Genomic DNA, 22765 nt, shown 5'->3' on the forward strand with positions numbered 1-22765 from the left:
ATTGCGTGATCGGGCGTCGCTCGCTAGAGCAGGTGGGTTAGACGCACGGCGATTTCTGTCGCCCCCGCCCAGGAGTGCTTTCATGCCCATCATGCCCGACACATGGATTCGCCAGATGGCCCGGGAAAAAGGCATGATCGAGCCGTTCGTGGAGGCCCAGAAGCGCGAGGGCGTCATTTCTTTCGGCCTGTCATCCTATGGCTATGACGCGCGTGTGGCCGATGAATTCAAGATCTTCACGGATGTGGACAGCGCCATCGTCGATCCGAAGAATTTTGCCTCCAACAGTTTCGTGACCCGTACAGGCGACATCACCATCCCGCCCAACAGCTTCGCGCTGGCGCATACGGTCGAGTATTTCCGCATCCCGCGTGACACGTTGGTGGTGTGTCTCGGCAAGTCCACCTATGCGCGTTGCGGCATTATCGTGAACGTCACGCCGCTGGAGCCGGAATGGGAGGGGCAGGTCACGATCGAGATCAGCAACACCACGCCGCTGCCTGCGCGAATTTATGCGAACGAAGGCATCTGCCAGTTCCTGTTCTTCCAGGGTGCCAGCCCCTGTGAGGTCAGCTATGCCGACCGTGCCGGAAAATACATGCGCCAGTCCGGCGTCACCACGCCCCGCCTCTAACCTCCGCTTCTCAAGGCCCGTTTCTCAAGGATCGCACCATGGACCGTTTCATCATTCGCGGTGGCCGCCGCCTGACAGGCGAAATCGAGATCGGCGGGGCCAAGAACTCCGGCCTCAAACTCATGGTCGCCGGTCTTCTGACGTCCGAGCGGTTGGTGCTGTCCAATGTGCCGGGCATCGCGGATATCCAGACGATGCGCGACCTGCTGCTTGGGCTGGGCATTGCGGTTGAGGAAGCCGGGCCGCGCACCCTGTCCATTGGCGGCGAGATCGGTTCCGTCGAGGCGCCGTATGACATCGTCTCCAAGATGCGCGCCTCTATTCTGGTGCTGGGACCACTTCTGGCACGGGCGCGTGAGGCGAAGGTCTCGCTGCCCGGTGGCTGCGCCATTGGAACGCGGCCCGTGGACATGCATCTCAAGGGACTGGAAACGCTGGGGGCCGTAATCCGGCTGGAGAACGGCTATATCAATGCGACCGCTCCGGACGGGCTGAAGGGTGACCGGATCATCCTGCCGTTTGCCAGTGTGGGCGCGACCGAGAACCTGCTGATGGCCGCAACGCTGGCCAAGGGGCGCACTCATATCGTCAACGCCGCGCGTGAGCCGGAAATCAGCGATCTGGTGCATTGCCTCAACGCCATGGGCGCGCAGATCACGGGCGAAGGCTCGGGCACGCTGGTTATTGATGGTGTGGAAAAGCTGCACGGCGCGCATTACGCCGTCATGCCGGACCGGATCGAGTGCGGCACCTATGCCTGCGCGGCTGGTATCACGGGCGGTGATCTGCTGCTCGTGGGCGGACGGGCCGATGATCTGGGTGCCGTAATCCGCACGCTGGAAGAAACGGGCGTCGAGGTTGTGGAAGAGGAGCGCGGCCTGCGGGTCCGTCGCAGCGGGACGCTTCAGGGCGTGGACATCATGACCGAGCCATATCCCGGTTTCCCAACGGATATGCAGGCGCAGTTCATGGCGATGCTGTCCGTGGCGGAAGGGGCGTCCATGATCACCGAGACGATTTTCGAGAACCGCTTCATGCATGTTCCGGAACTCAACCGGATGGGCGCGCGCGTGAACGTGCATGGCCGCTCGGCCATTATCCGTGGCGTGTCGAAGCTGTCGGGTGCGCCGGTCATGGCGACCGATCTGCGGGCGTCCTTCTCGCTGATCCTCGCGGGTCTGGCAGCGGAAGGCGAGACGCAGCTCAGCCGCATCTACCATCTGGACCGGGGCTATGAAGGCGTGGACCGCAAGCTCGCCGCCTGCGGTGCCGATATCGCCCGCGTCTCGGACTGACAGGGATAAAAGTTTTTGGTGAAGCTTTTTTCAAAAAGCTTCAAAGAACTCCGCCTTTTTGAAAAAAGGCGGAACCCAAAAACTTTTAGACGTTTGCGACCAGATCCTTCAGGACGGCTGCGGTGCCGCGTGTTTTCAGGTCTTCGCGGGTCTGGATGAAGCGCGTGAGGAACTCGGCGGAGTCTTCAAGGCCCCATCCGGCGAACACGCTCATCTCCAGCGCCTTGGCCGGGTTCGGGTCCAGCGCCAGAGCACGGTCGTCGGCGCTCAGGCGGGGTTCGGTGACGGCAAAGCTGGCCTGTACGTCGTCGCGGCCCACCAGATAGGCACAGTAGCAGGCGAGGCCAAAGGCGATCCGGCGCGGGTCCTGCGCATTTTTCAGAACGTCTTCCGCCGTGGCGCGAAGGAAGACCGGCAGTTTGGACGTGCTGTCGGATGTGATGCGCAGAAGCTGGTCGCTGACGGCATGGTTGCGGAACCGCTCCAGAAGCTGGGCGGCATAGTCCGACAGGCTGATGCCCGGAGGCGCCGTCAGTTGTGGTGCGACGTCGTGGCGCAGGAACTGCTCCAGCAGGGCAGCGAGATGTTCGTCGCCCATCGCTTCATCGACCAGCCGGTATCCCATCAGCACGCCGGGCAGGGCCAGCATGGAATGGGATGCGTTCAGCATCCGCAGCTTGACCTGTTCGTAAGGCTCGACATCGTCCGTGAACAGGACGCCGACCTGCTCCCAGGCCGGGCGTCCGGCGGGGAAATTGTCTTCCACGACCCACTGGATGAAGTCTTCGCAGAAAACCGGAACGCGGTCTTCGATGCCGCTCTGTGCATTGAGGCGCGCCACGTCGGCGGGATGAACGGCCGGGGTGATGCGATCGACCATGCAGGACGGGAAAGCCACTTCAGCTTCGATCCACGCCGCCAGTTCCGCGTCCCGCAGACGGGCAAAGGACAGCACGGCATTGCGGGCGACATCGCCATTCGCAGGCACATTGTCGCAGGACAGGATGGTGAAGGGGGCGATCCCGGCGTCCCGGCGCTGGCGCAGGGCTTCGGTCATCATGCCGAAGGCGGTCTGTGGGATCGGGCGGTGCAGGTCTTCGGCGATGGTGGGGTGTTCGGTCATGAACCGGCCCGCCTCGTCCATGTAATAGCCGCCTTCGGTGATGGTCAGGCTGACGATGCGGATAGCAGGGTCCGTCAGGCGCTTCAGAGCGGCTTCGCGGTCGGCGGGGGCATGGATGTATTCGACCAGCGACTTGACGACGCGGACCGTATCGGGCCGGTTCGGCGGGCAGACGCGCAGGGTGTAGAGGCCGTCCTGTGCGTACAGGGCCTCGGCCTTTGCCACTTCGCCGGGAAAGTCCATCAGGCCCATGCCAACGATGCCCCAGTCGGACTGTCCCGGAAGGGCCAGCGCGCGGTCCGTATAGACGGCCTGATGGGCACGGTGGAAGTTGCCGACACTGAGATGGACAATGCCGGGTGTGACGTTTTCCCGATCATAGGGGGAGGTCAGGATGGAGTCCGGCAGAGTCGGAAGGGTCTGGGATGTCAGGATCATGGAAAGGATCTTTCAGACGAAAGGACCGGCTTCTTTTAGAAGTCTCTTCATTTGAAGAAACTGTTTTTTATTTTGTGAATAATTTCTAATAATTCTCGCAGACCCGGGAGCATTACGGGAAACGAACGCTTTTCTATTAAAAATGGCGTCCTTTCGCGTTTTTTCCGATCTGACCTATGATCGGCGGTCCTAATCTTCTGTTTTTGCAGGACTGTCTTTTTATGAGTGCTCCCATCCATCGCCTGAGCGTTGACGAGCTTGTTCCGATGGTGCGGTCCGTCGTGTCGACCGAGACGGACATGATCGCCAACATGGCCAATATCGCGGCCCTGCTGTTCGAGGCCCTGCCGCAGATCAACTGGTCAGGATTCTATCTCTGGAAAGAGGCGGAACAGCAGCTTGTATTGGGGCCGTTTCAGGGGCGGCTGGCCTGCACGCGGATTCCGCTGGGCCGGGGCGTGTGCGGGACGGTTGCGCAGAACCGCGAGACGCTCGTGGTCCCGGACGTCCATGCGTTTCCGGGCCATATTGCCTGTGATGCGGCGTCGGAATCGGAAATCGTGCTGCCGGTCGTGGCGGGGGGCGCGCTTGTGGGCGTGCTGGATATCGACAGCCCGGTGAAGGACCGGTTTTCGGACGCGGACCGTGTGCGGCTGGAAGAGGTTGTCGCGCTGCTGGTGGCAACGCTGGAGGGGTGAGCGGGGACGCGCCCCGCTCCAGAACTCAGGCCGGGACGCTGACGGACAGATGCTCCATCAGTTCCGGCACGTCCTGCACGACCGTAAACAGATGGCGGGCTGACGGCTCTGCGAAACCCTGATCGACGGCATCGTTGAGCGTCTGCACCAGAGATGTGGCCCAGCCGTCGATATTGACGATATAGATCGGCCCCTGATGCAGGCCGAGCTGCTTCCAGGTCATGATTTCCATGAGTTCGTCGAAGGTGCCGAGGCCGCCGGGAATAATGGCGTAGGCGTCGGAGAGTTCGAACATGCGGGCCTTGCGGGTGTGCATGTCGGGTGTGACTTCAAGCTGCGTGACGCCCTTGTGCATGACTTCGCGGGCATGGAGGAATTCGGGGATGACGCCGATGACCCTGCCGCCTGCTTTGAGCGCTGCATCCGCCACCGTGCCCATCAGCCCGACATGCCCGCCGCCATAGACCAGCGTGATTCCGTGTTGCGCCAGAGCCGTTCCGATCTCTGTTGCCCCTTCAGCGTAAGCGGGGGAGTTGCCGAAGCGGGAACCACAGAAAACGGCGCAGGAACGAATGATCATGTCGGGTCCGTGTCAGTTGAAGCAAGGATCTGTCAGGAAATCCGGCGGCCCAGCGAACGGCTGATCAGCACACCGCCCAGACAGCAGACTGCGGTGGTGGCGAACATCGTTCTGTAGCCCGCGAACTCGATGACCTGTCCAAGAAACAGCCCCGAGAAGGCGATGGCAAGATCAATGAAGATGGAATAGGCGCCCAGAGCCGCCCCACGGTTCTCCGGACCCGCGCTGTTGACGGCCAGAACGCCGAGTGCGGGGAAGAGCAGGGAGAAGCCTGCTCCCGTCAGCGCGGCCCCGACGAGGGCTGCGAACGGCGTCTGGAACAGGCCGAGCGTGGCGAGTCCCAGCGCTTCCACCAGCAGCGAGACGATCGCTACGAACACGCCGCCACGGATCGCAATCTGTGAGGCGAAGAAAAACCGGATGACGACGAAAATGAACCCGAAAACCGCCAGCGCGGTGGCGGCGCCCTCCCAGTGCAGGACGGAATAGTACAGGGCCAGAAACGACGAGATGGCGCCAAATCCGATGGACCCTGCTGCCAGCGCCGATCCATGCGGCAGAACGAGTCTGAGGGCGCGCGAAAAAGCGATGGGCTTGCTGGTTGCGGGGAGGGGTTCGACGGCGGGATAGAATCCGATGATCGCAAGGCCGAACAGGGGCAGCGCCGCCGAGAGGATACCCACCGAGACCAGACCGCCATAAGGCGCGGCCAGCAGAGAGAGTTTCGCGCCGACCGGTGCGCCCAGCGCGATTCCGCCATAGGAGCAGATGCCGTTCCATGAAATGGCGATGGCGGTATTCTCCGCCCCGGCGCGACGGATGTTCCAGACGATCACCCCGGTCGCGGCCCAGCTTTCCGCCCAGCCCAGCAGCAGGCGGCTGGACAGCAGCACTCCCAGAGACAGCAGCGGTGTTGCGGCCAAAAGCCCGGACCCTGCGATCAGCAGGCCCGACAGCACACAGGTCACAAGTCCGCCAATAACGACGGGTTTGGGGCCGATCCGGTCCACCAGTCGTCCGGCGGAGGGGCGTGCGGCGAAGGTCGCGAAATACTGGAGCGAGAACGTGATGCCTGCGACGGTGGTACTGTAGCCCAGCCCTTGATGGACGAAAATCGCCAGAACGGCATTGGGCAGGCCGATCACGATATAGACCAGCAGATTGAACAGGACGACGGCAAGAACGCGTTTCGTCGGTGAGGCCGCCGACGTTTCCTGCGCGGTCATGGCTCTGCTCTCCTGAGGCTTGTCTGTGAAAAGATCCCCCATGGCATAGGCCAGATGACGGGTGCCGTCACGAGGGCCGCCCTGTCTTTGGGTCATAAATTCCGCGTGGAGGGCGCTTATGAGGGGTCGGGCGCGTCTCGGAACAGCAGTTCCATCTGGTCGGACGACGTGGGTGCGGGGGCATGAAAGCCCGAAAGGGTCAGGCCCAGCAGACGGACGCCCGGCACGAAAGGAAACAGCGGCATCATGAGGCTCTGGCCCGTTTGCAGCAGGACCTCTTCGGACGGGACCGGTGCAGACAGGGTACGGGCACGGGTAATCTGGCGGAAATCGGCGTATTTGACCTTCAGCGTTACGGTCCGGGCCTGAAGCTGGCGCCGTTGCAGACTGCCCCACAGCTTGGCGGCGATCTGCGTCAGGGCCATGTGTGCGTCGGTTTCGGAGGTCAGATCCTGAAGATAGGTCTGCTCGGTTCCGAGGGATTTGCGCTCCCGGTTCACAACGACGGGACGATGATCAATGCCGCGTGAGATGCCGTAATAGAACGCCGCCGCCTTGCCGAAATGCCGCGTCAGGGTTTCGATGTCGTGTGTCCGCAGGTCCGCGCCTGTCTCGATCCCGAGGGCGCGCATTTTCCGGGCGGTGGCCGGACCGATGCCGTGAAACGCATCCACGGGCAGCGCTGCGACGAAATCCGGCCCCATGGCGGGCGTAATCACGAACAGCCCGTCGGGCTTGCGATAATCCGAGGCCAGCTTGGCCAGAAACCGGTTGTAGGACACGCCAGCCGAGGCGGTCAGGCCGGTTTCGGCATGGATATCCGCGCGGATGCGATCCGCGACCAGCGTGGCGGAGCCATAGGCGCCCAAATGGTCCGTCAGGTCCAGATAGGCCTCATCCAGCGACAGCGGCTGGATCAGAGGGGTGTAGCGGGAGAAAATGTCATGGATCTGGGCGGACACTGACCGATAGACATCAAAGCGTCCCGGGACGAACACAAGCTCCGGACACAGGCGTTTGGCCGTAACCGATGGCATGGCCGATCGGACGCCGAAGCGCCTTGCCTCATAGCTTGCGGCTGCGACCACGCCCCGCGCTTCGCCCCGCCCAACCGCGAGCGGACGGCCACGCAGGGAGGGGTCGTCCCGCTGTTCGACAGACGCGTAAAATGCGTCCATGTCGATATGCACGATCCGGCGTTGCTCCATGATGTGAGTGTCGCCGATTCGAAAGAACGAAACAAGATCAGGAGCCGTCCATGAGCACCGATAAGACCATCGAAGACGCCCGCAGGGACGCCGGTTTCCAGACGCTTTCGACCCGGTTGGCCTACAGCAATCCCTGGACCGCGTTGCGTGAGGACATCATCGTCCATCCCAACGGAAAGCAGGGTCTTTATGGCATCGTGGAGCGGGGCGAGTTCGTTGTGATCCTGCCGCTGCATGCTGACGGGAAGGTCACGCTGATCCAGCAGTTCCGCTACCCGGTGGGCGAGCGGCTTTTGGAGCTGCCGATGGGCATGTGGGAGACGAAAGAGAACGTCGATCCGGTTGAACTCGCCCTAGGCGAGTTGCGCGAGGAAACCGGACTGCGCGCTGGCGAGATGATCCATGTCGGTACGATGTATCAGGGCGCCGGGTACTCGAACCAGAAGGGACATGTCTTTCTGGCCCGCAATCTGACGCGTGGTGAAGTGGAACTTGAAGCCACGGAAGAAGACATCACCAGCCATGACATGACGCTGGAGGCATTCGAGACCATGATCCGTGAAGGCGAACTGAAATGCATGGTCTCGCTGGCCGCTTTCGCCCTGATCCGGGCGAAAGGTCTGATCTGAAAAGACGTCCCTGAACGGGAGATCAGATCACCGCGTCCAGAAAAACAACCTCCGATCCGCCGCCTTCGACCAGCGGCGTGATCGTCTGGTTGAACACCTTACCGTGTTCGGTGGCCATATGGGCGGCAAAGGCCGCGTCGTCCCGGTAGGTTTCTTCCACATGGAACAGGTCGGGGTCGGAGGCGAGCGTATAGACCTTGAAACGTTCGCAGCCGGGTTCGGCGCGGACGTCGTTTGCCAGTGCCGTTAGCAGGCCGCGCAGGGTTTCGCGCTGTCCGGGAAGGGCCTTGAGCGTGGCGTAAAGGGTCTTGGGCATGGCGGAGAGCCTTGTGGTGGTTGAGAATGGTGCATCATTGACCCGCCGGAGCCTGTCCGCAAAGGCAAAGCTGCGTGAGGGTCAGGGCTTTTCGAGCAGCGCCTTGCAGCGCATCCACGACATGCGGTCCCGGAAGACGAACAGGACGTAATAATCCAGCTCGCGGCTGCGGGTTTTCGTGGTGCGGGTATAGAAGGGATAGACGTCGAACGGTCCCTGAAGCCCAACGGGAGCAGGTTCCGACGGCAGGACGCAATTGACGCGGAACAACGGCATATAGACCGCATCGTCACCGGGATTGCGCCGCACATGCCACAGATTGCGACGGAACTTCCTCAGCCGTTCCGGCAGCAGGAACACCATCGATTTTTCGATGAATCCTGCCCCGAACTGCTCCGGTCGATAATAACGCATGTCCTCGGGCATGTTGCAGAAATTGGGATGGTCCTGAACGATCATGGACCATCCTTTACGGCATCGGTGCAGGCGTTGGGAGAGGCGCGTTCTGCCTTATTCGTCCGATGTCTTTTGATCGGAAGCCGGGTTTGCGATCTCTGCTGCCGCACGGTTGAGGATCGCCACGATCCGCCGCAGTTCGTCTGCACCCGCGCCTCGGCGGGATTTCAGAGCGGATTTCAGGGCAAAACGCGCATCGTGAAAAGCTTGCCCCAGGGTGGGATCAAGGTCGTTGACGCCGGTGAAAGCCTCGCGGACATCCGCCATACGGGCACCGATACGGCTCAGGACGTCGAGGATGCGGGCTGCTTCCTCACTGCGGGTTTCGTGGTTGGCTTTTCCTTCTTCCGTCAGGCTGTAGAGCTTGCGGTTGCCTTCCTGTGTGACGGCGGCGAGGCCGGTTTCCTCAAGATAGGTGAGGGAGGGGTAGATCACGCCGGGGCTGGGCTTGTAGAATCCGCCCGAACGCTCTTCGAGGCGCCGGATCAGCTCATAGCCATGGGCCGGGGCTTCCGCGAGCAACGCGAGGATAACGAGCTGAAGCTCATCGGCCGTCAGCTTGCGACCGCGTGTGAAGTCTTCGCCGCCGAGATCGCCGCCAAAGCCTCTTCCGAAGCGCCCGCCAAAACGTCCACCTCCCATGCCGCCGCCCATCCCGCCACCACGGCCGCCATGCCGGTGCCCGAAGCCGCCTTCGCCGCGGCCCATGCCCCGGTGACGACCGCTCCGATTTTCGCCGCCTCGGCTTTCACTATTGCGACCCTCTTTCTGGTCATCGCCTTCCGCGACGGGGCGACCCCTGCCGAAGAAACCGCCGCGATGATGATGGCCATGACGGTCCGTGTTAAAAAAATCCATTTTACGTCTGAACATGATGTTCTCCTATTCGATATATCGAACGATATAGTATCTTACGATATATCTTCAAGAGGAAAATATGGCCGGATGATTTTTTCGGATTCCCATCCTTCAACGGTAAGCGCGCCAGCATGAACACGTGTTTACGGTCCGGCCCATAGCCGCGGCGGCCTGCTGCTGGTATCGGGCAGGAATGGGTAGCCCGATGTCTCTCCCCCCCGATCCGGACCTGCGCCGCACATTGCGGCAGATCGTGCCGTGGCGTGCCGCGCTGACGATCGGCGCGATGCTGGTGCTGGTGGCAGCACTCCAGCGGCTGCCGTTCATCCATCATCTGCTGGAAAACGCTCCGCACTGGCATGAGACGCCGGGCGCGCCGCTGTGGTTCCTGCTATTGGCTGTGCCCTACAGCGCGTGCGGTCTGCCGCGTCAGGCGCTATGCGTGGCGGCGGGGCTGGCTTTTGGATTATGGGGCGGGCTTGTCCTGTGTTCGCTGGCCTATATGCTGGGGGCGGTTCTGGCGTATGGCTGGGCGCGGCTTCTGGCCCCGGCAGCGTTCCGGGCGCGGCTGCATGACAGGCTGGAAGCGGATTATGCCGCTCTGGCCCGCACGCTCCACGTAAAGCCTTTCCGCGCGGTTCTGACGCTGCGGCTGATGCCCGTGGGGTCCGCCCTGCTGGTTTCAACGGCGGCGGGGCTGTTTGAACTGCCGCTGCTGCCTTTCTCGGTCGCGACCTTTCTGGGCGGATTGCCGCAGACGCTGATTTTCGTTCTGGTCGGCTCCGGGACGCGGATCGGGCATGTCCTTCAGTTGGGGCTTGCGGGAATCCTGTTCGTCGTGTCGGGTGTGCTGGGCGCTGTCCTGCTGCGTCAGCATGGCCGAGGACAGGATGCACGGGAACGGGACGCCCCCTGACCACGTCATCAGACTATCAATCCGCAACCTGAAGTGAACAGGCAGACGCGCATGACAGACCAGACCATGAGATTCAGACGGGGAGATTCCCTGCCCGCATGGCTTCCGGTTCTGCTGGGAATTTTCACGGCTGTCGGGCCGGTTTCGACGGATGTCTATCTTCCGGCTCTCCCCGAAATGGAGCGCCAGCTTCACACCTCACCTGGTGCGGGCAGTGCGACGATGGCGGCCTGGGTGATCGGGCTGGCCATCGGGCAGATCAGTATCGGCCCGATCTCGGACCGCTTCGGCCGTCGCTGGCCGCTGCTGATCGGGATGCTGGGCTATACGCTGGGTGAAATCGGCTGCGCGATGGCACCGAGCATGACGTTTCTGTGCATCTGTCGCGTCTTTTCCGCCATCATGGCGTCCGCCGGGCTCGTGGTGCCGAATGCGTGCATCCGCGATCTGACGGAAGGGGACGAGTCGTCGAAAATGATGTCCCGGCTGATTGTCATTCAGGGTACCGTGCCGATCCTCGCGCCCATGCTGGGCGGTTTTGCGCTGAAATTCGTGGACTGGCGCATGATCTTCTGGGCCACGGCCGTTTATGGCGGGCTCTGTACCCTTTTGCTGATGACGGTCTTTCCAGAAACGCTCGCTCCGCAGGACCGCCGGGATCTGCGACCCATCTCCATCATCGAACGCTACACCTATATTTTGCGGACGCGCAGCTTCATCACGAATGGTCTGGTCTGGAGTTTTCTGGGCTTCGTAACCTTCACCTACCTGACCGCAGCGCCCATGCTGTTCGAGGACGTGTTCGGGATGTCGCCGTTCCATTACGGCATGCTGTTTGGTCTGTTCGCGATCTGCATGATCGGCGCGTCTGCTCTTAACGGGCAGCTTGTGGGGCGCGTCAGTACGGGCAGGATGCTGTTTTCCGCGCTGGGTGTCAGTCTGGCGGGGTGTGCGGTCCTGCTTCTGCTGGCGCTGGTGTCGAACTACGATCTCGACGCGCAGGGCCATATCAAGGCGATGTTCCTGTGGCCGCTCATTATTGCCCTCGTCATCACCATGGCGCCCACGGGCGTTATCGGACCGAACTCCATGGTCGGCGCGCTGTCCGAACAATCCGATCGCGCCGGTTCGGCCTCGGCATTGGCGGGCACGATGCAGTATCTTTTCGGTGCCGTGGCGAGCGCGCTGTTCGGGCTGATGCCGTCCGGGACGGCCGTTCCGATGGCGCTTTTCATGGCGTTTGCTTTCGTTGCTGCCATGGGCTTCGCCCTGCTGCGGCCCCGCCTGCCGGTCATTGCGGAACCTCCGCGCCATTCCTGAGGAAACATCCGTCATGAAAGCTCTGCTTGTCGAAGATGACGCCGCCATTGCGCTGGTGGTGGAGACGGTTCTCCAGCGGGAGGGCTGGAGTGTCCGGCATGTGCTGGACGGGGAGGCCGCGCTGGAGGGGGAGGACGTCCCTGATCTTCTGGTGACGGATCTCAACCTGCCGGGTTCGCGCAACGGGCTGGAGATCGCGCATCTGCTGCGCGAGCGTCATCCGCAGATGGCCGTCGTGCTCATGTCCGGCGATTATGAAGACCGCGATACCGCTCCGCATGGTATGGCCGTTCTGCCCAAACCGTTCCGCAGGGCCGGGCTCCTCGCAGCCATCGAACAGGCGGCAGCCGTGATCCGGACTTGAGCCCGGGACTTGAGTTGGGGGGGAGACTCCCCTACATGCCGCGCTGTTTGCCATGACCAGATGAAAGCCGTGCCACCATGTCGTTTCAGGATCCCCAGCCGCTCGATCTCAAGAGTTACATCCGCGAAATTCCGGATTTTCCGAAGCCGGGCATCCTGTTCTATGACATCTCGACGCTGATCCGCTCGCCCGACGCCTGGCAGGTCGCCACCGCCCGTCTGGCCCGTGCGATCGCCGCCTGGCAGCCCGATATGCTGGCCGGAATCGAGAGCCGCGGCTTCCTGACCGCCGCTCCGCTCGCGCTGCGTCTGGGCTGTGGCTTCACGATGCTGCGTAAGCCGGGCAAGCTGCCGGGCAAGACCATTTCCCTGAAATACGGCCTCGAATACGGCGAAGACGAACTGCACATTCAGGCAGACGCCATCAAGCCGGGCCAGCGCGTTGTGGTGCTGGACGATCTGCTGGCGACGGGTGGCACGCTCGCTGCGTCCATCGACCTGCTGCGCAAGGTGGGCGCCGAGGTCGTGGGTGCGTCCGTGCTGATCGAGCTTGCGGATCTGAAGGGCCGTGACAAACTGGACGTTCCGCTGAACGCTCTGATGACGTACGACGAGTAAGGAAAAACTTTATGTCGGGCACCTCTTCCGAACGGATTTCCGCACTGTGGCAGACACGGTACCGCACGACGGCGCCGGAAACCCTGCCGGACAATGCGGTGCTCGACCTGCTGCTGTCGCACCATTCGGTCCGGGCCTATCTGCCGGATGCCCTGCCTGAAGGGACGCTGGAGGCCGGGATTGCGGCCGCGTCCTCGGCTGCGACCTCCAGCAATCTTCAAGTCTGGTCCGTCGTTGCCGTCGAAAACCCGGAAACGCGGGCCAGACTTGCCGAACTGTGCGGCGGCCAGAAGCATATCGAAGTCGCCCCGCTGTTCCTCGCATGGATCGTGGATCTGTCCCGGCTGGAGCGGATCGCCGAGCGGGCAGGGACGGGACACGAAGCGCTCGACTATGAAGAAATCTTCCTCATGGCGACGCTCGATACCGGTATTGCGGCCCAGAACGCCGTCACCGCCTTCGAGTCCCTCGGGCTGGGCACGGTCTATATCGGCGGCTTGCGGAACCATCCTGAAGAGGTGGCACGCCTCCTGTCCCTGCCGCCGCGGTCTGTTGCGGTTGTGGGCCTGTGCGTTGGTCAACCCGATCCCGCAGCCCAGAACGGCCACAAACCGCGTCTGGGTCAGGATGTGGTCCTGCACCGCGAGCGCTATAGCACTGAAAACGAAGCTGCAGGCATCGCGGCCTATGACCGGATCGCGGACGACTACCAGAAGGAACAGGGCCTGTCGTCGCGCGCCTGGTCGGAAACGGTCGCCAGTCGTGTGGACAGCTTCAAGGGCCTGAGCGGACGGCACGTCATGCGCACAGTGCTGCACAAACTCGGTTTTCCGTTGCGGTAAAAAATACAGAGAGAAGTTTTTGGGTTCCGCCTTTTTTCAAAAAGGCGGAGAGCGTCGAAGCTTTTTGAAAAAAGCTTCACCAAAAACTTTCAAACTGCTGGCTGGTGTTGCCGGTGCGGGGGCTGCGTTCTGACCTTCATTCTTCCTCCCGAACTTCCCGTTACGGCGATTCTGCCGGAGCTTCTGGTGACGTTGCAGACGCAGCCCAACGCCGTTCTCGTCGCGCCTCCGGGTGCGGGTAAGACGACGCTGACGCCGCTTGCGCTTCTGGACGCGCCATGGCTCGGCACGCAGCGCCTGATCCTCGTGGAGCCACGTCGTGTGGCGGTGCGTGGGGCGGCCTCGCGCATGGCGTCGTCGCTGGGTGAGAAGCCGGGCGGGATCGTGGGGTTCCGGACGCGCACTGATTCCGCCATGTCCGCCAGAACGCGCATCGAAGTGGTGACCGAGGGTTTGCTCCTGCGCCGTCTGCTGACCGATCCGCTGCTGGATGGTGTGGGCGCGGTGCTGTTCGATGAAGTGCATGAACGCTCGCTCGATCTGGATGCGGCGCTGGCGTTCTGTCTGGACATGCAGCGCGAAATGCGGCCCGATCTGCGGATTCTGGCCATGTCGGCCACGCCCGATGGCCGGGCGTTCACGACGCTGATGAACGCCCCGCTGATCGAGAGCGAAGGCCGTCAGTTCCCCATCGACATCCGCCATACCCGCGACATTCCCCACATGCGGGACCTGCCCGAAGCCTGTGCCCGCGCGATCCGTCAGGCGCTGGCGGAAGAAGACGGCGACATTCTCGCGTTCCTGCCCGGCGTCGGTGAAATCCGCCGCACTCAGGCGCTGCTGGACGGTACGGTTCCGGTCTTCCCGCTGCACGGCGAACAGACGACCGAAGATCAGGATCGCGCCATTGCACCGTCCGACACGCGTCGCGTCGTGCTGGCGACGTCCATTGCCGAGACGTCCGTCACGGTCTCCGGTGTGCGGATTGTAGTGGATGGTGGCCTGCGACGGGCTCCGCGGCTGGATCCGAATACGGGCCTGTCGCGGCTGGAAACGCTGAAAATATCGCGTGCCACCGCTACCCAGCGCGCAGGCCGTGCGGGGCGGCAGTCTCCGGGCATTGCCATCCGCCTGTGGTCGGAGATGACGCAGCGCAGCCTGCGCCCGCAGGATGCGCCGGAAATTCTCGTGGCCGATCTGACGGATTTCGCACTCGTCACCGCCGCTTGGCAGGAGGTCATGGGCACGGCTCCGGATAGTCTGCCACTGCTGGACACGCCGCCCTCCGGTGTTCTGGCGGGCGGACGCGAATTGTTGCGGGAACTTGGCGCGCTGGATGATGCCAACCGCATTACGGCGCTTGGCAAACGCATGGCGTCCCTCGGCACGCATCCGCGTCTGGCCGCGATGCTGTGCGCGGCCCGGACCCTGCCCGAGCGCGTAACGGCGGCCTGTCTGGCGGCGTTGCTGGAAGAACGCGATCCGCTCCGTCCACGCCCGAACCGCCCTTCCGGCCCCGCGCCGGGCGCTGATATCCGCCTTCGCTTCGCCCTGTTCGAGCATGACGACCCGCGCGCGGACCGGGCCAGCCTGTTCCATATGCGTCAGTCCGCCAAACGCTTCCTGCGCCGGATGGGAGAGCGGGACGTACCGCTTATTCCCTTGCCGGACCATGCGGGCGCGCTGCTGGCCGCCGGTTTTCCGGATCGTGTGGCGCAGGCGGCGGGCGAGCTTGGGCGTTTCCGTCTGGCAGGCGGGGGAAGTGCCCGCGTTTCGGCCAATGATCCGCTGGCGCGCGAGAAACTGCTAGCCGGGGCGGCGTTTCACACGCGAACTTCAACGGAAATCACGCTTGCAGCCCCGTTGGACGCCGAAAATCTGCCCCAGACCCTTCTGGAACGCACCCGCGAGCAGGTCGAAACAACACTGGACGGCACTTCGGGCCGCATCATCGCCCGTCGCAGGCTCCGTCTGGGCGCGTTGGTCCTGCGTGACCGCAACGGCGAGATTAGCCCCGAGGAGGCGCAGAGCCTTCTCTTGCAGCAGATCGCCGCGACTCCGGCGCAGGCTCTGACATGGACGGAGGCCGGGCGTCAGTTTCAGGCCCGCGTGGCCCATGCCCGCGCGACCTATGCGCCGCATCTGCCGGATCTGTCCGACGGCAGGCTGGCGGCGTCTCTGGAGTGGCTGGAGCCGTATCTTGCGGGATGTGACCGTCTCGCGCAGGTTCGGGCGCTGGACCTGCTGTCCATCCTGCGTGCGCGACTGGACTATGCCGATCTGTCCGCGCTGGACCGCAAGCTCCCGCCGCGCCTGACGCTGAAGGCCAGCACGCACGATATTGACTATACCGGCGCGATTCCTACGGTTTCCGCCCGCGCGCAGGCTTTTTACGGGACGGCCCGGACGCCGGAACTCGCGGATGGACAGGTTGCCCTGCAATGCGCGCTGCTGTCCCCCGCCGGACGTCCGCAGGCGATCACGGCCGATCTGGAAGGCTTCTGGAAAGGCAGCTGGGCCGATATGCGCCGGGACATGCGGGGGCGTTATCCGCGCCATGACTGGCCTGAGGACCCCGCAACGGCAGAGCCGCCAAAACCGCGTTCGAAATCTCAGCAGGGGCGCTGAATCGTCAGGATCTTGGGATGTGGAACAATTCTGTGTTAGCAGATTCGGTATGACGATGTTCTTGTCCTGTTTCCCATGAACCGCACCCTGCAGGCTGCTGCGATCGGTGCCGGAACGGCCACTGTGGTGACGGTGGGGCTGATGCTGGCCCTGCGCGGTCATGGCAACAGCCCGCAGAGCGTTGCACATCCCGTGGAACAGCCGCAGAAGTCGGCGGTCATGCCGGCTCCTGCGCCGAAACTGCTCCCGACCATCATCCCTGACCGCACCGTCGCAGGCGAAAACACGGACGCGCATGGCATCCCGACACAGCCCGCCGTGGTCCCGGCTCCGGCCCCGGCTTTGCCACCGCTTCTGGTTAAATATGGCCCCTTAAGTTTCGCACCGCTGGTGCGGCAGGTGATCCCGGCCGTGGTCAATATCGCCATCACCCAGAACAGCCCTGACGGCCACGATCATATTCCGCCCCAGATCCGCGGCACCCCGCTGGAAAAGCGCTACCGGGACCGCATGAAGCGTCAGCAGGAAGAAATGGTCGGCGCGGGATCGGGCTTCATCGTCGATCCGTCCGGGATTATCGTGACCAACCGCCATGTCGTGGGCGGGGCGGACAAGGTTGTGGTCTCTCTGTCCAACGGGCATGAAATGCCAGCGCGCCTGCTGGGGGCCGATCCGCTGACGGATATTGCCGTCATCAAGGTTGATAGTCCCGAGCCGCTTCCGCATGTCACGTGGGGTGACAGCCAGCAGACCGATATCGGGGACTGGATTCTCGTCGCGGGCAATCCTTTCGGGTTCGGGTCGTCCGTCACGGCGGGGATTGTCTCGGCGGTCGGGCGGGATCTGGGGATTGGGTCGCTCGATGACTTCATTCAGCTTGATGCCCCGATCAATCCGGGAAATTCGGGCGGTCCGGCCTTCAACATGCGCGGACAGGTCGTGGCCGTGAATGCCGCCATCGTGACGCCTGCGGGCGGTTCGGTCGGGATCGGGTTCGGCATTCCGTCCGAAATCGTGGCCCCGATCGTCGCGGAAATCGAGGCGACGGGCCATGCCGAACATGGCTGGCTCGGCATCACGCTTGATGATGGCGACACGGCGATTGGGATTGCCGGTGTCGATAATGGCGGGCCGGCCCAGAAGGGCGGCCTTCGGCGGGGCGATATCGTGACGCAGGTGGACAATGTTCCCGTCACCAGCGCGCGGATGCTTCTGCGGAGTATCGCGGCGGCGCGTCCGGGTGTGGTCCTGAGTTTTCGCATCCGACGCGGCAAACAGTCTTTGACGCTGCCCATCCATATCGGTCCGCGTCCGCAGGATGCGGATGACTGAGCCATCCCGCAGTTCAGTCAGTCTTTGGGCTCTGGTCCTGATGGCCGGGCTTGCCGGGTGCAGTGCCGTGCCGCCGTCGCGGGGGCAGAGCGGTTATCGCGACGGGCTTTCGGAGGCTTCCCCGTTCTCATGGGGCCCGATCAGCGCCTCATCCCTGCGCGACGCGCAGCAGGATGCGTTTGACAACGCAATTCCCCGCTAGGCAGTCTGTTCTGTAACAACGGCGTTTGACGGCGCCCTTCAAGCCGGTATTCTTTCTGGCAAGGAACGGCGAGACTGCGTTCGGAAGGAAGAGAGACAACGATGCGTATCCTGCTGGTCGAGGATGATCCGACGGTTCGTGCTTTTGTGCTCAAGGGGCTTCGGGAAGCCGGGCATGTCGTTGACGAAGCGGATAACGGCAAGGACGGCCTGTTTCTGGCCGTCAGCGAAAACTATGACGTCGTAATTCTGGACCGGATGCTGCCGGGTGGCATTGATGGTCTGCGGATTCTTGAAACGCTGCGTGGTCAGAAGAATGCAACGCCGGTCCTGCTGCTGTCAGCGCTGGCGGATGTGGACGAGCGCGTTGCGGGCCTCAAGGCCGGCGGCGACGACTACATGACCAAACCCTTTGCCTTCTCCGAACTTTTGGCCCGTGTCGAGGCGCTGGGCCGTCGTGGCCGCCCCGAAAGTGCGCCGCAGACGCGGCTGGTCGTGGGTGATCTGGAGATGGATCTGCTGTCGCGGACGGTCAAACGGGGCGGCGAGAAGATTGATCTTCAGCCGCGCGAGTTCCGTCTGCTGGAATTCCTGATCCGTCATGCCGGGCAGGTCGTGACCCGCACCATGTTGCTCGAGCGCGTGTGGGACTATCATTTCGACCCGCAGACCAACGTGATCGACGTGCATGTTTCGCGCCTGCGCCAGAAGGTGGACAAGCCGTTCGACAAGCCCATGATCCACACGATCCGCAATGCGGGCTACATCCTGCGGGCGGACTGATTGGGAATGCTCCTGCGTAAGGCCCGCTGTTTCTGGCTGCTCCTGAAACGGCGCCTGCGCTGGCCGGTGCGCTCGGCCGGGCTGAACTTTGCTCTGGCTTACGGGCTGGTGTTCGTGATTTCGGCCGGGGCGTTTCTGTCCTTCATCTGGTGGAACACGACCGGCCAGCTCGACCGTCAGGTAGAACTGGCGGTGCAGGTCGATGCGGCTGATCTCTCCCATCGCTGGGCACAGGGTGGACCGCCCGCGCTCAGTCTCGCCATTCAGGACCGGCTGGACCAGAATGTCGATGATGACGAGCTGTATCTTCTGGTCGGTCCTGACGGGCGTAAATATGCCGGAAATCTGCCCGGATGGCCGGTCGTCATCAGCCAGATGGACCAGTTTTATGAGCTGGCCATCAAGCGCGACGGCTTTCGCACCAATGCCAAGATGCACGCCTATGCCCTGACGCAGGGGTTTCGGATGATCGTGGGGCGCGATGTGCGCGGGCGTCCGCTCGTCCGGCACGTTCTGACCGACACGCTGATCTGGGCCTGGGTCATGGTGTCGCTTCTGGCGGCGGGCGGGGCGCTGGCGATCCGTAGGATCTTCCGGCAGGTCGTCCGCTCTATCGCGCGTACGACGGCGGCGGTGGCGCAGGGCGACCTGAGCCAGCGTATCCCTCTGACCGGTAACGAAACCGATCTGGTGGCGCAGACCGTCAACACCATGCTGGAGCGGATCAACCGTCTAATGGACGGCGTCAAACAGGTCTCCAACGCCATCGCTCATGACCTGCGAACCCCCATCGCTCGCGCTCGTGCCCGGCTTGAGGATGCCAACCGCACCGCCACCTCCGCCGAAGAACTTCATGCCGCGATCGACCGCGCGGTTGTCGATCTCGACCGGGTCACGTCGATTTTCGAGGCTCTGCTGCGAATCGCGCAGCTTGAGGCGGGGGCGAGACGGGCGGCCTTCACGATTCTGGATGCCCGTGCCCTTCTGGAAGGGCTGAGCGAGCTTTATGAGGCATCCGTCGAGGATGCCGGATTACGACTTGTCTTCAGGGCCGGGAGTGTGCGGCCGGTCAATGGCGACCCGCATCTGCTGCAACAGGCCGTCGCCAATCTGCTGGACAATGCCATCAAGTTCGCACCGCCCGACACGGCCATTACCCTGTCGGTGGACATGCGGGATGATCGGCTGGCCATTACCGTTGCGGATCAGGGGCCGGGAATGAGCGAGGACGATCTTGGCCGCGCTTCCGAGCGCTTCTTCCGTGCTGAAGCGGCTCGCAACACGCCGGGGGCCGGGCTTGGCCTGTCGCTTGTCCAGGCTGTCATGAGCCTGCATGGCGGTGCGCTTGAACTGAAAAACGGGGATCAGGGTCTGTCCGCGACGCTGCTTCTGCCGGTTGTGCCTCCCGCCGCCAAGGCTGCATGACGGAAGTTTCATGCCAGCCCCACTCTGCGCTTAGCTGTAATGGGTTAGACAGTCCTGAATGCGCCTTTCCCTCCCTTCGCCGGTGATCCTCCCGGCTTTCTGTCTGCTCGGCTGTCTGGCTGCGTCGCCGGTCCTGCATCCGGCGCAGCACCAGCCGTCCGGGCGTTCGGACGACGCGATTTCGGTCACGTCCGAAACGGCAGAATACTGCGCGCGGCTGCGTAAAAGCGTGGATGCCGAACTGACCGCTCCTTCCGGTGCGATTGCGCTGGGGATGATGGAAGATGCGCGTCATTTGCGTGCGCAGGGAAACCTGCTGTGCACACAGGGGCATGTCCGGGCAGGGATCGAACGCCTGCGTCGGGCGTTGGTCCTGCTGAAACATGCCCCGGAGCCGCGCTGATCGAGCCGCGTTGACGTGCTTTGCTGCCTTTTCGGGGCGTTCCACACGATACCTGTCTTCAGGAGATCCGATGACCCGTCTTTCCTCCCTGATCCGGCCAGCCCCGCTTCTGGTGGCCGCTCTGGCCGTGTCTCCGCTTCCCCTTTCCGGGATGTTCTCCACAGCACAGGCCGCTGACATGCCCCAGACGACAACTCAAGCTACAACCCAGCTTGATTTCAACGTGACCGGCACCGCTCATGCGGCGCCAACGGAACTAACGATCCGCCTGTCCGTCCGTGCCGACAGCCCGTCTGCCGCGACCGCGCAGAAGGACGTGAATACCCGGATGGCCGCAGCCCTCAAACTCGCGGGCGGTCAGGCGGGAATCGAAGCGAAGGCGGGGGGATACTCCATTTACGAGAACACGCCCGAACACGCGCCGAAAAGCTGGACGGCCCAACAGGAGCTTGAGTTAAGCGGCAAGGATTCCGTGCAGCTTCTCGCTCTGGCCGGGCAGCTCCAGTCGCAGTCCCTGATGCTGGAGGGGATGGACTGGTCCTTGGACGATGCCACCCGCGAACAGCTTCTCAAAGATGCCCGGACGGCGGCCCTCAAACAGGTCCGCGATCAGGCGGAGCAGAGCGCACAGACGCTCGGTCTGCACCTTGTGCGTCTGAGTGAAATCCGTATTTCCTCGCAGGAGCCGGGTCCGCGCCCCGTCATGCTCATGGCGGCCCGCATGGCCGATTCCGCGCCCCCGCAGCGCAGCCCTGATGAACAGACTGTTCGTGTGAATGTCTTCGTCAAGGCAGAGCTGTCGCAGTAATGGCTTGTCTGCCGGTAGGGCATTTGTCAGGGCGCAAAAGAGAAGGATTTTAAGGGTTTCTTAGGGGGCTTTCGCTACCACGGAAAAAAAGGAGCCCTCATGCCCAATTCTTTCCGTTTGCTGGCACAGGATATTCTCGCTCTGGCGGATGCGGGCGACGTATCTGCTGCATTCGAAAAGCTGAACGAGGGCGTTCAGACCCTCCCTGAGGAACCGCATTCCGCATTCTTGGCGGGATGTCTGTATGAACGCCTCAAGGACTGGCAGCAGGCGCGGCGCTTCTATCTCCAGAGCCTGCATCTGGACGTCAATGCCCCGCGGATCTGGCACCGTCTGGGAATTGTCTGTCTGGAAGGGGGCGATCTGGATGGGGCGGAACGGGCTCTGAAGGTCGCCATTCAGCAAAAACCGTCCGAAGCGCCTTATTACGTCGATCTGAGTCTGGTTCAGGCTCGTAAAGGCGTGTTCGACGAGGCTCTGGAGAACGCCATAATCGGCGATTCCCTCTGTCCGGATCATGTCCCGGCCATCAATAATATTGCTCACGCGCTCCAGTGCCTTGGCCGGAGTGAAGAGTCGCTTCCTTATTATGACCGCGCCATTGCTCTGGCGCCGGAAAACGGCGTCTGTCGTTTCGGACGGGCTGTCAGTCTTCTGAAAATCGGAAATTTCGAGGCTGGATGGCGGGAATATGAATGGCGCTGGCGGTGCAGCCAGACGCCGCGCACGGATCTTTCCGTCCCGCATTGGGAAGGAGAGGATCTGACAGGCAAAACCATCCTGATCCATCACGAACAGGGCTATGGCGATACGCTTCAGTTCATCCGTTTCGTGCCCCTGCTCAAGGCGCTTGGAGCGACGACCATAGTGCAGGTTCCGCCTACGCTGGTTCGGCTTCTGGAGCGGATGGACGGCATTGACAGGGTCATCTCGGTTCTTGAATCATCATTGCCTCTGGATCTGCATTGTCCGCTGGTCGGTCTGCCGATGCGTCTGGGTCTGACACCAGACACGGCTCCAGACTGTCCGTATCTGTCCGTGCCTGTTGAAGAACAGGAGCGCATTGGTGGTGGGCTGCGGCAGAGCGTGGCGCAGACGCCAGACCAGCCCGAGCTGATCGTTGGGCTGGTCTGGAATGGTGATCCGCGCCCTCATGATTCCGTCGCCACGCAGGTGGACCGCCGCCGAAGTGTGCCTCTGGAGAAGCTTGCCCCTCTGATGGGTGTGGAGGGAATCCGGTTCGTCAGTTTTCAGCTTGGTGCCGCGAAAAACCAGATTGCTGAAACCGGACTGCCCGTGATTGACGTCACGGACGGTATTGTGGATTTCGCCGATACTGCGGCCCGGCTGTACGGCGTGGATCTGCTGATCAGCGTTGATACGTCTATGGTGCATCTGGCGGGTGGACTCGGTTTGCCGGTCTGGATGATTTCGCGGAGTGACGCCTGCTGGCGCTGGGGTGAAACCGCGTCCACGACGCCGTGGTATCCCAGTATGCGGATTTTCCGTCAGCCACGTTCAGGAGACTGGGATACCCCCGTGGCCGAAATTGCGGGTCTGTTGCGGCAGTTCGTCGCGCTGTATCGGACGAATCTCGCGGCCGAAGCGGCTTAAGACGCAGATCATAAAAAACCGGCCGCCTCCTTTCCAGGAGAGGCCGGTTTT

The 22765-nt window shown here is 62.7% G+C and carries 24 protein-coding genes; 17 read left to right on the forward strand and 7 right to left on the reverse strand.

The window, feature by feature from the left end; all coding sequences use genetic code 11:
* Positions 1–82 precede the first annotated feature (82 nt).
* A complete protein-coding gene (gene dcd / locus JK208_RS06770) occupies positions 83–634 on the forward strand; it encodes a dCTP deaminase (protein WP_062031134.1) in 552 nt (183 codons plus the stop codon).
* 38 nt (positions 635–672) lie between these two features.
* Positions 673–1929 (forward strand): UDP-N-acetylglucosamine 1-carboxyvinyltransferase, encoded by a 1257-nt coding sequence (gene murA, locus JK208_RS06775; protein ID WP_211575110.1) that lies wholly within the window; start codon positions 673–675, stop codon positions 1927–1929.
* Positions 1930–2014: 85 nt separating this feature from the next.
* Here the strand turns inward: murA and JK208_RS06780 are convergent, their stop codons facing one another.
* A complete protein-coding gene (locus JK208_RS06780) occupies positions 2015–3490 on the reverse strand; it encodes a mannitol dehydrogenase family protein (RefSeq protein WP_211575111.1) in 1476 nt (491 codons plus the stop codon).
* 221 nt (positions 3491–3711) lie between these two features.
* Between JK208_RS06780 and JK208_RS06785 the strand changes: the two genes are divergently transcribed.
* Positions 3712–4188 carry a GAF domain-containing protein gene (locus JK208_RS06785; RefSeq protein WP_211575112.1) on the forward strand — a complete coding sequence of 159 codons (477 nt, stop codon included), beginning with the start codon at positions 3712–3714 and terminating at the stop codon, positions 4186–4188.
* A gap of 25 nt (positions 4189–4213) precedes the next feature.
* Here the strand turns inward: JK208_RS06785 and JK208_RS06790 are convergent, their stop codons facing one another.
* The 3 genes from JK208_RS06790 to dinB all read right to left on the reverse strand — a co-directional run bounded on the left by JK208_RS06790 (position 4214) and on the right by dinB (position 7202).
* The gene (locus JK208_RS06790; RefSeq protein ID WP_211575113.1) at positions 4214–4768 is read right to left on the reverse strand and encodes a TIGR00730 family Rossman fold protein; all 555 of its coding nucleotides are present in this window, start codon (positions 4766–4768) and stop codon (positions 4214–4216) included.
* 32 nt (positions 4769–4800) lie between these two features.
* Entirely contained in the window at positions 4801–5994 is a 1194-nt protein-coding gene (locus tag JK208_RS06795) for an MFS transporter (protein WP_211575264.1), read from the reverse strand.
* Positions 5995–6110: 116 nt separating this feature from the next.
* A complete protein-coding gene (dinB, locus tag JK208_RS06800) occupies positions 6111–7202 on the reverse strand; it encodes a DNA polymerase IV (RefSeq protein ID WP_249201983.1) in 1092 nt (363 codons plus the stop codon).
* Positions 7203–7252: 50 nt separating this feature from the next.
* On the opposite strand from dinB, the gene JK208_RS06805 reads away from it, so the two are divergent.
* Positions 7253–7831: an NUDIX hydrolase gene (locus JK208_RS06805; RefSeq protein WP_194267044.1), complete on the forward strand. Its 579-nt coding sequence runs from the start codon at positions 7253–7255 to the stop codon at positions 7829–7831.
* Between the two features lie 22 nt (positions 7832–7853).
* Here JK208_RS06805 and JK208_RS06810 read toward each other — a convergent pair whose 3' ends face one another.
* The 3 genes from JK208_RS06810 to JK208_RS06820 form a co-directional block, all read right to left on the reverse strand.
* A complete protein-coding gene (locus tag JK208_RS06810) occupies positions 7854–8147 on the reverse strand; it encodes a putative quinol monooxygenase (RefSeq protein ID WP_211575114.1) in 294 nt (97 codons plus the stop codon).
* A gap of 81 nt (positions 8148–8228) precedes the next feature.
* A complete protein-coding gene (locus JK208_RS06815) occupies positions 8229–8606 on the reverse strand; it encodes a hypothetical protein (RefSeq protein WP_211575115.1) in 378 nt (125 codons plus the stop codon).
* A gap of 51 nt (positions 8607–8657) precedes the next feature.
* The gene (locus JK208_RS06820) at positions 8658–9476 is read right to left on the reverse strand and encodes a PadR family transcriptional regulator (RefSeq protein WP_249201984.1); all 819 of its coding nucleotides are present in this window, start codon (positions 9474–9476) and stop codon (positions 8658–8660) included.
* 190 nt (positions 9477–9666) lie between these two features.
* Here JK208_RS06820 and JK208_RS06825 point away from each other — a divergent pair, with 190 nt between their 5' ends.
* The 13 genes from JK208_RS06825 to JK208_RS06885 all read left to right on the forward strand — a co-directional run bounded on the left by JK208_RS06825 (position 9667) and on the right by JK208_RS06885 (position 22714).
* Positions 9667–10377 carry a TVP38/TMEM64 family protein gene (locus tag JK208_RS06825; RefSeq protein ID WP_228125296.1) on the forward strand — a complete coding sequence of 237 codons (711 nt, stop codon included), beginning with the start codon at positions 9667–9669 and terminating at the stop codon, positions 10375–10377.
* Between the two features lie 51 nt (positions 10378–10428).
* Positions 10429–11697 (forward strand): multidrug effflux MFS transporter, encoded by a 1269-nt coding sequence (locus JK208_RS06830; protein WP_211575116.1) that lies wholly within the window; start codon positions 10429–10431, stop codon positions 11695–11697.
* 13 nt (positions 11698–11710) lie between these two features.
* Complete coding sequence (locus JK208_RS06835; protein ID WP_211575117.1) at positions 11711–12061, forward strand: response regulator; 351 nt, start codon at positions 11711–11713, stop codon at positions 12059–12061.
* Positions 12062–12138: 77 nt separating this feature from the next.
* Positions 12139–12678: an adenine phosphoribosyltransferase gene (locus tag JK208_RS06840; RefSeq protein WP_146861550.1), complete on the forward strand. Its 540-nt coding sequence runs from the start codon at positions 12139–12141 to the stop codon at positions 12676–12678.
* Positions 12679–12689: 11 nt separating this feature from the next.
* Positions 12690–13520 carry an NADPH-dependent oxidoreductase gene (locus tag JK208_RS06845; protein WP_211575118.1) on the forward strand — a complete coding sequence of 277 codons (831 nt, stop codon included), beginning with the start codon at positions 12690–12692 and terminating at the stop codon, positions 13518–13520.
* Positions 13521–13649: 129 nt separating this feature from the next.
* On the forward strand, positions 13650–16148 hold the full coding sequence (gene hrpB / locus JK208_RS06850) for an ATP-dependent helicase HrpB (protein ID WP_283092414.1): 2499 nt from the start codon (positions 13650–13652) through the stop codon (positions 16146–16148).
* Between the two features lie 75 nt (positions 16149–16223).
* Positions 16224–17480 carry a S1C family serine protease gene (locus tag JK208_RS06855; protein WP_211575119.1) on the forward strand — a complete coding sequence of 419 codons (1257 nt, stop codon included), beginning with the start codon at positions 16224–16226 and terminating at the stop codon, positions 17478–17480.
* A complete protein-coding gene (locus tag JK208_RS06860; protein ID WP_194267035.1) occupies positions 17473–17682 on the forward strand; it encodes a hypothetical protein in 210 nt (69 codons plus the stop codon). The genes JK208_RS06855 and JK208_RS06860 overlap by 8 nt, the downstream gene beginning before the upstream one ends.
* Before the next feature lie 101 nt (positions 17683–17783).
* Complete coding sequence (locus tag JK208_RS06865) at positions 17784–18464, forward strand: response regulator transcription factor (RefSeq protein WP_011252400.1); 681 nt, start codon at positions 17784–17786, stop codon at positions 18462–18464.
* 6 nt (positions 18465–18470) lie between these two features.
* Entirely contained in the window at positions 18471–19889 is a 1419-nt protein-coding gene (locus JK208_RS06870; RefSeq protein ID WP_211575120.1) for an ATP-binding protein, read from the forward strand.
* Between the two features lie 58 nt (positions 19890–19947).
* Positions 19948–20292 (forward strand): hypothetical protein, encoded by a 345-nt coding sequence (locus JK208_RS06875; protein ID WP_211575121.1) that lies wholly within the window; start codon positions 19948–19950, stop codon positions 20290–20292.
* 70 nt (positions 20293–20362) lie between these two features.
* Positions 20363–21100: an SIMPL domain-containing protein gene (locus JK208_RS06880; protein WP_211575122.1), complete on the forward strand. Its 738-nt coding sequence runs from the start codon at positions 20363–20365 to the stop codon at positions 21098–21100.
* 99 nt (positions 21101–21199) lie between these two features.
* A complete protein-coding gene (locus tag JK208_RS06885) occupies positions 21200–22714 on the forward strand; it encodes a tetratricopeptide repeat protein (RefSeq protein ID WP_211575123.1) in 1515 nt (504 codons plus the stop codon).
* Positions 22715–22765: the final 51 nt, after the last annotated feature.

Source organism: Gluconobacter sp. Dm-74, from assembly GCF_018256135.1.
Lineage (GTDB): Bacteria > Pseudomonadota > Alphaproteobacteria > Acetobacterales > Acetobacteraceae > Gluconobacter > Gluconobacter cadivus.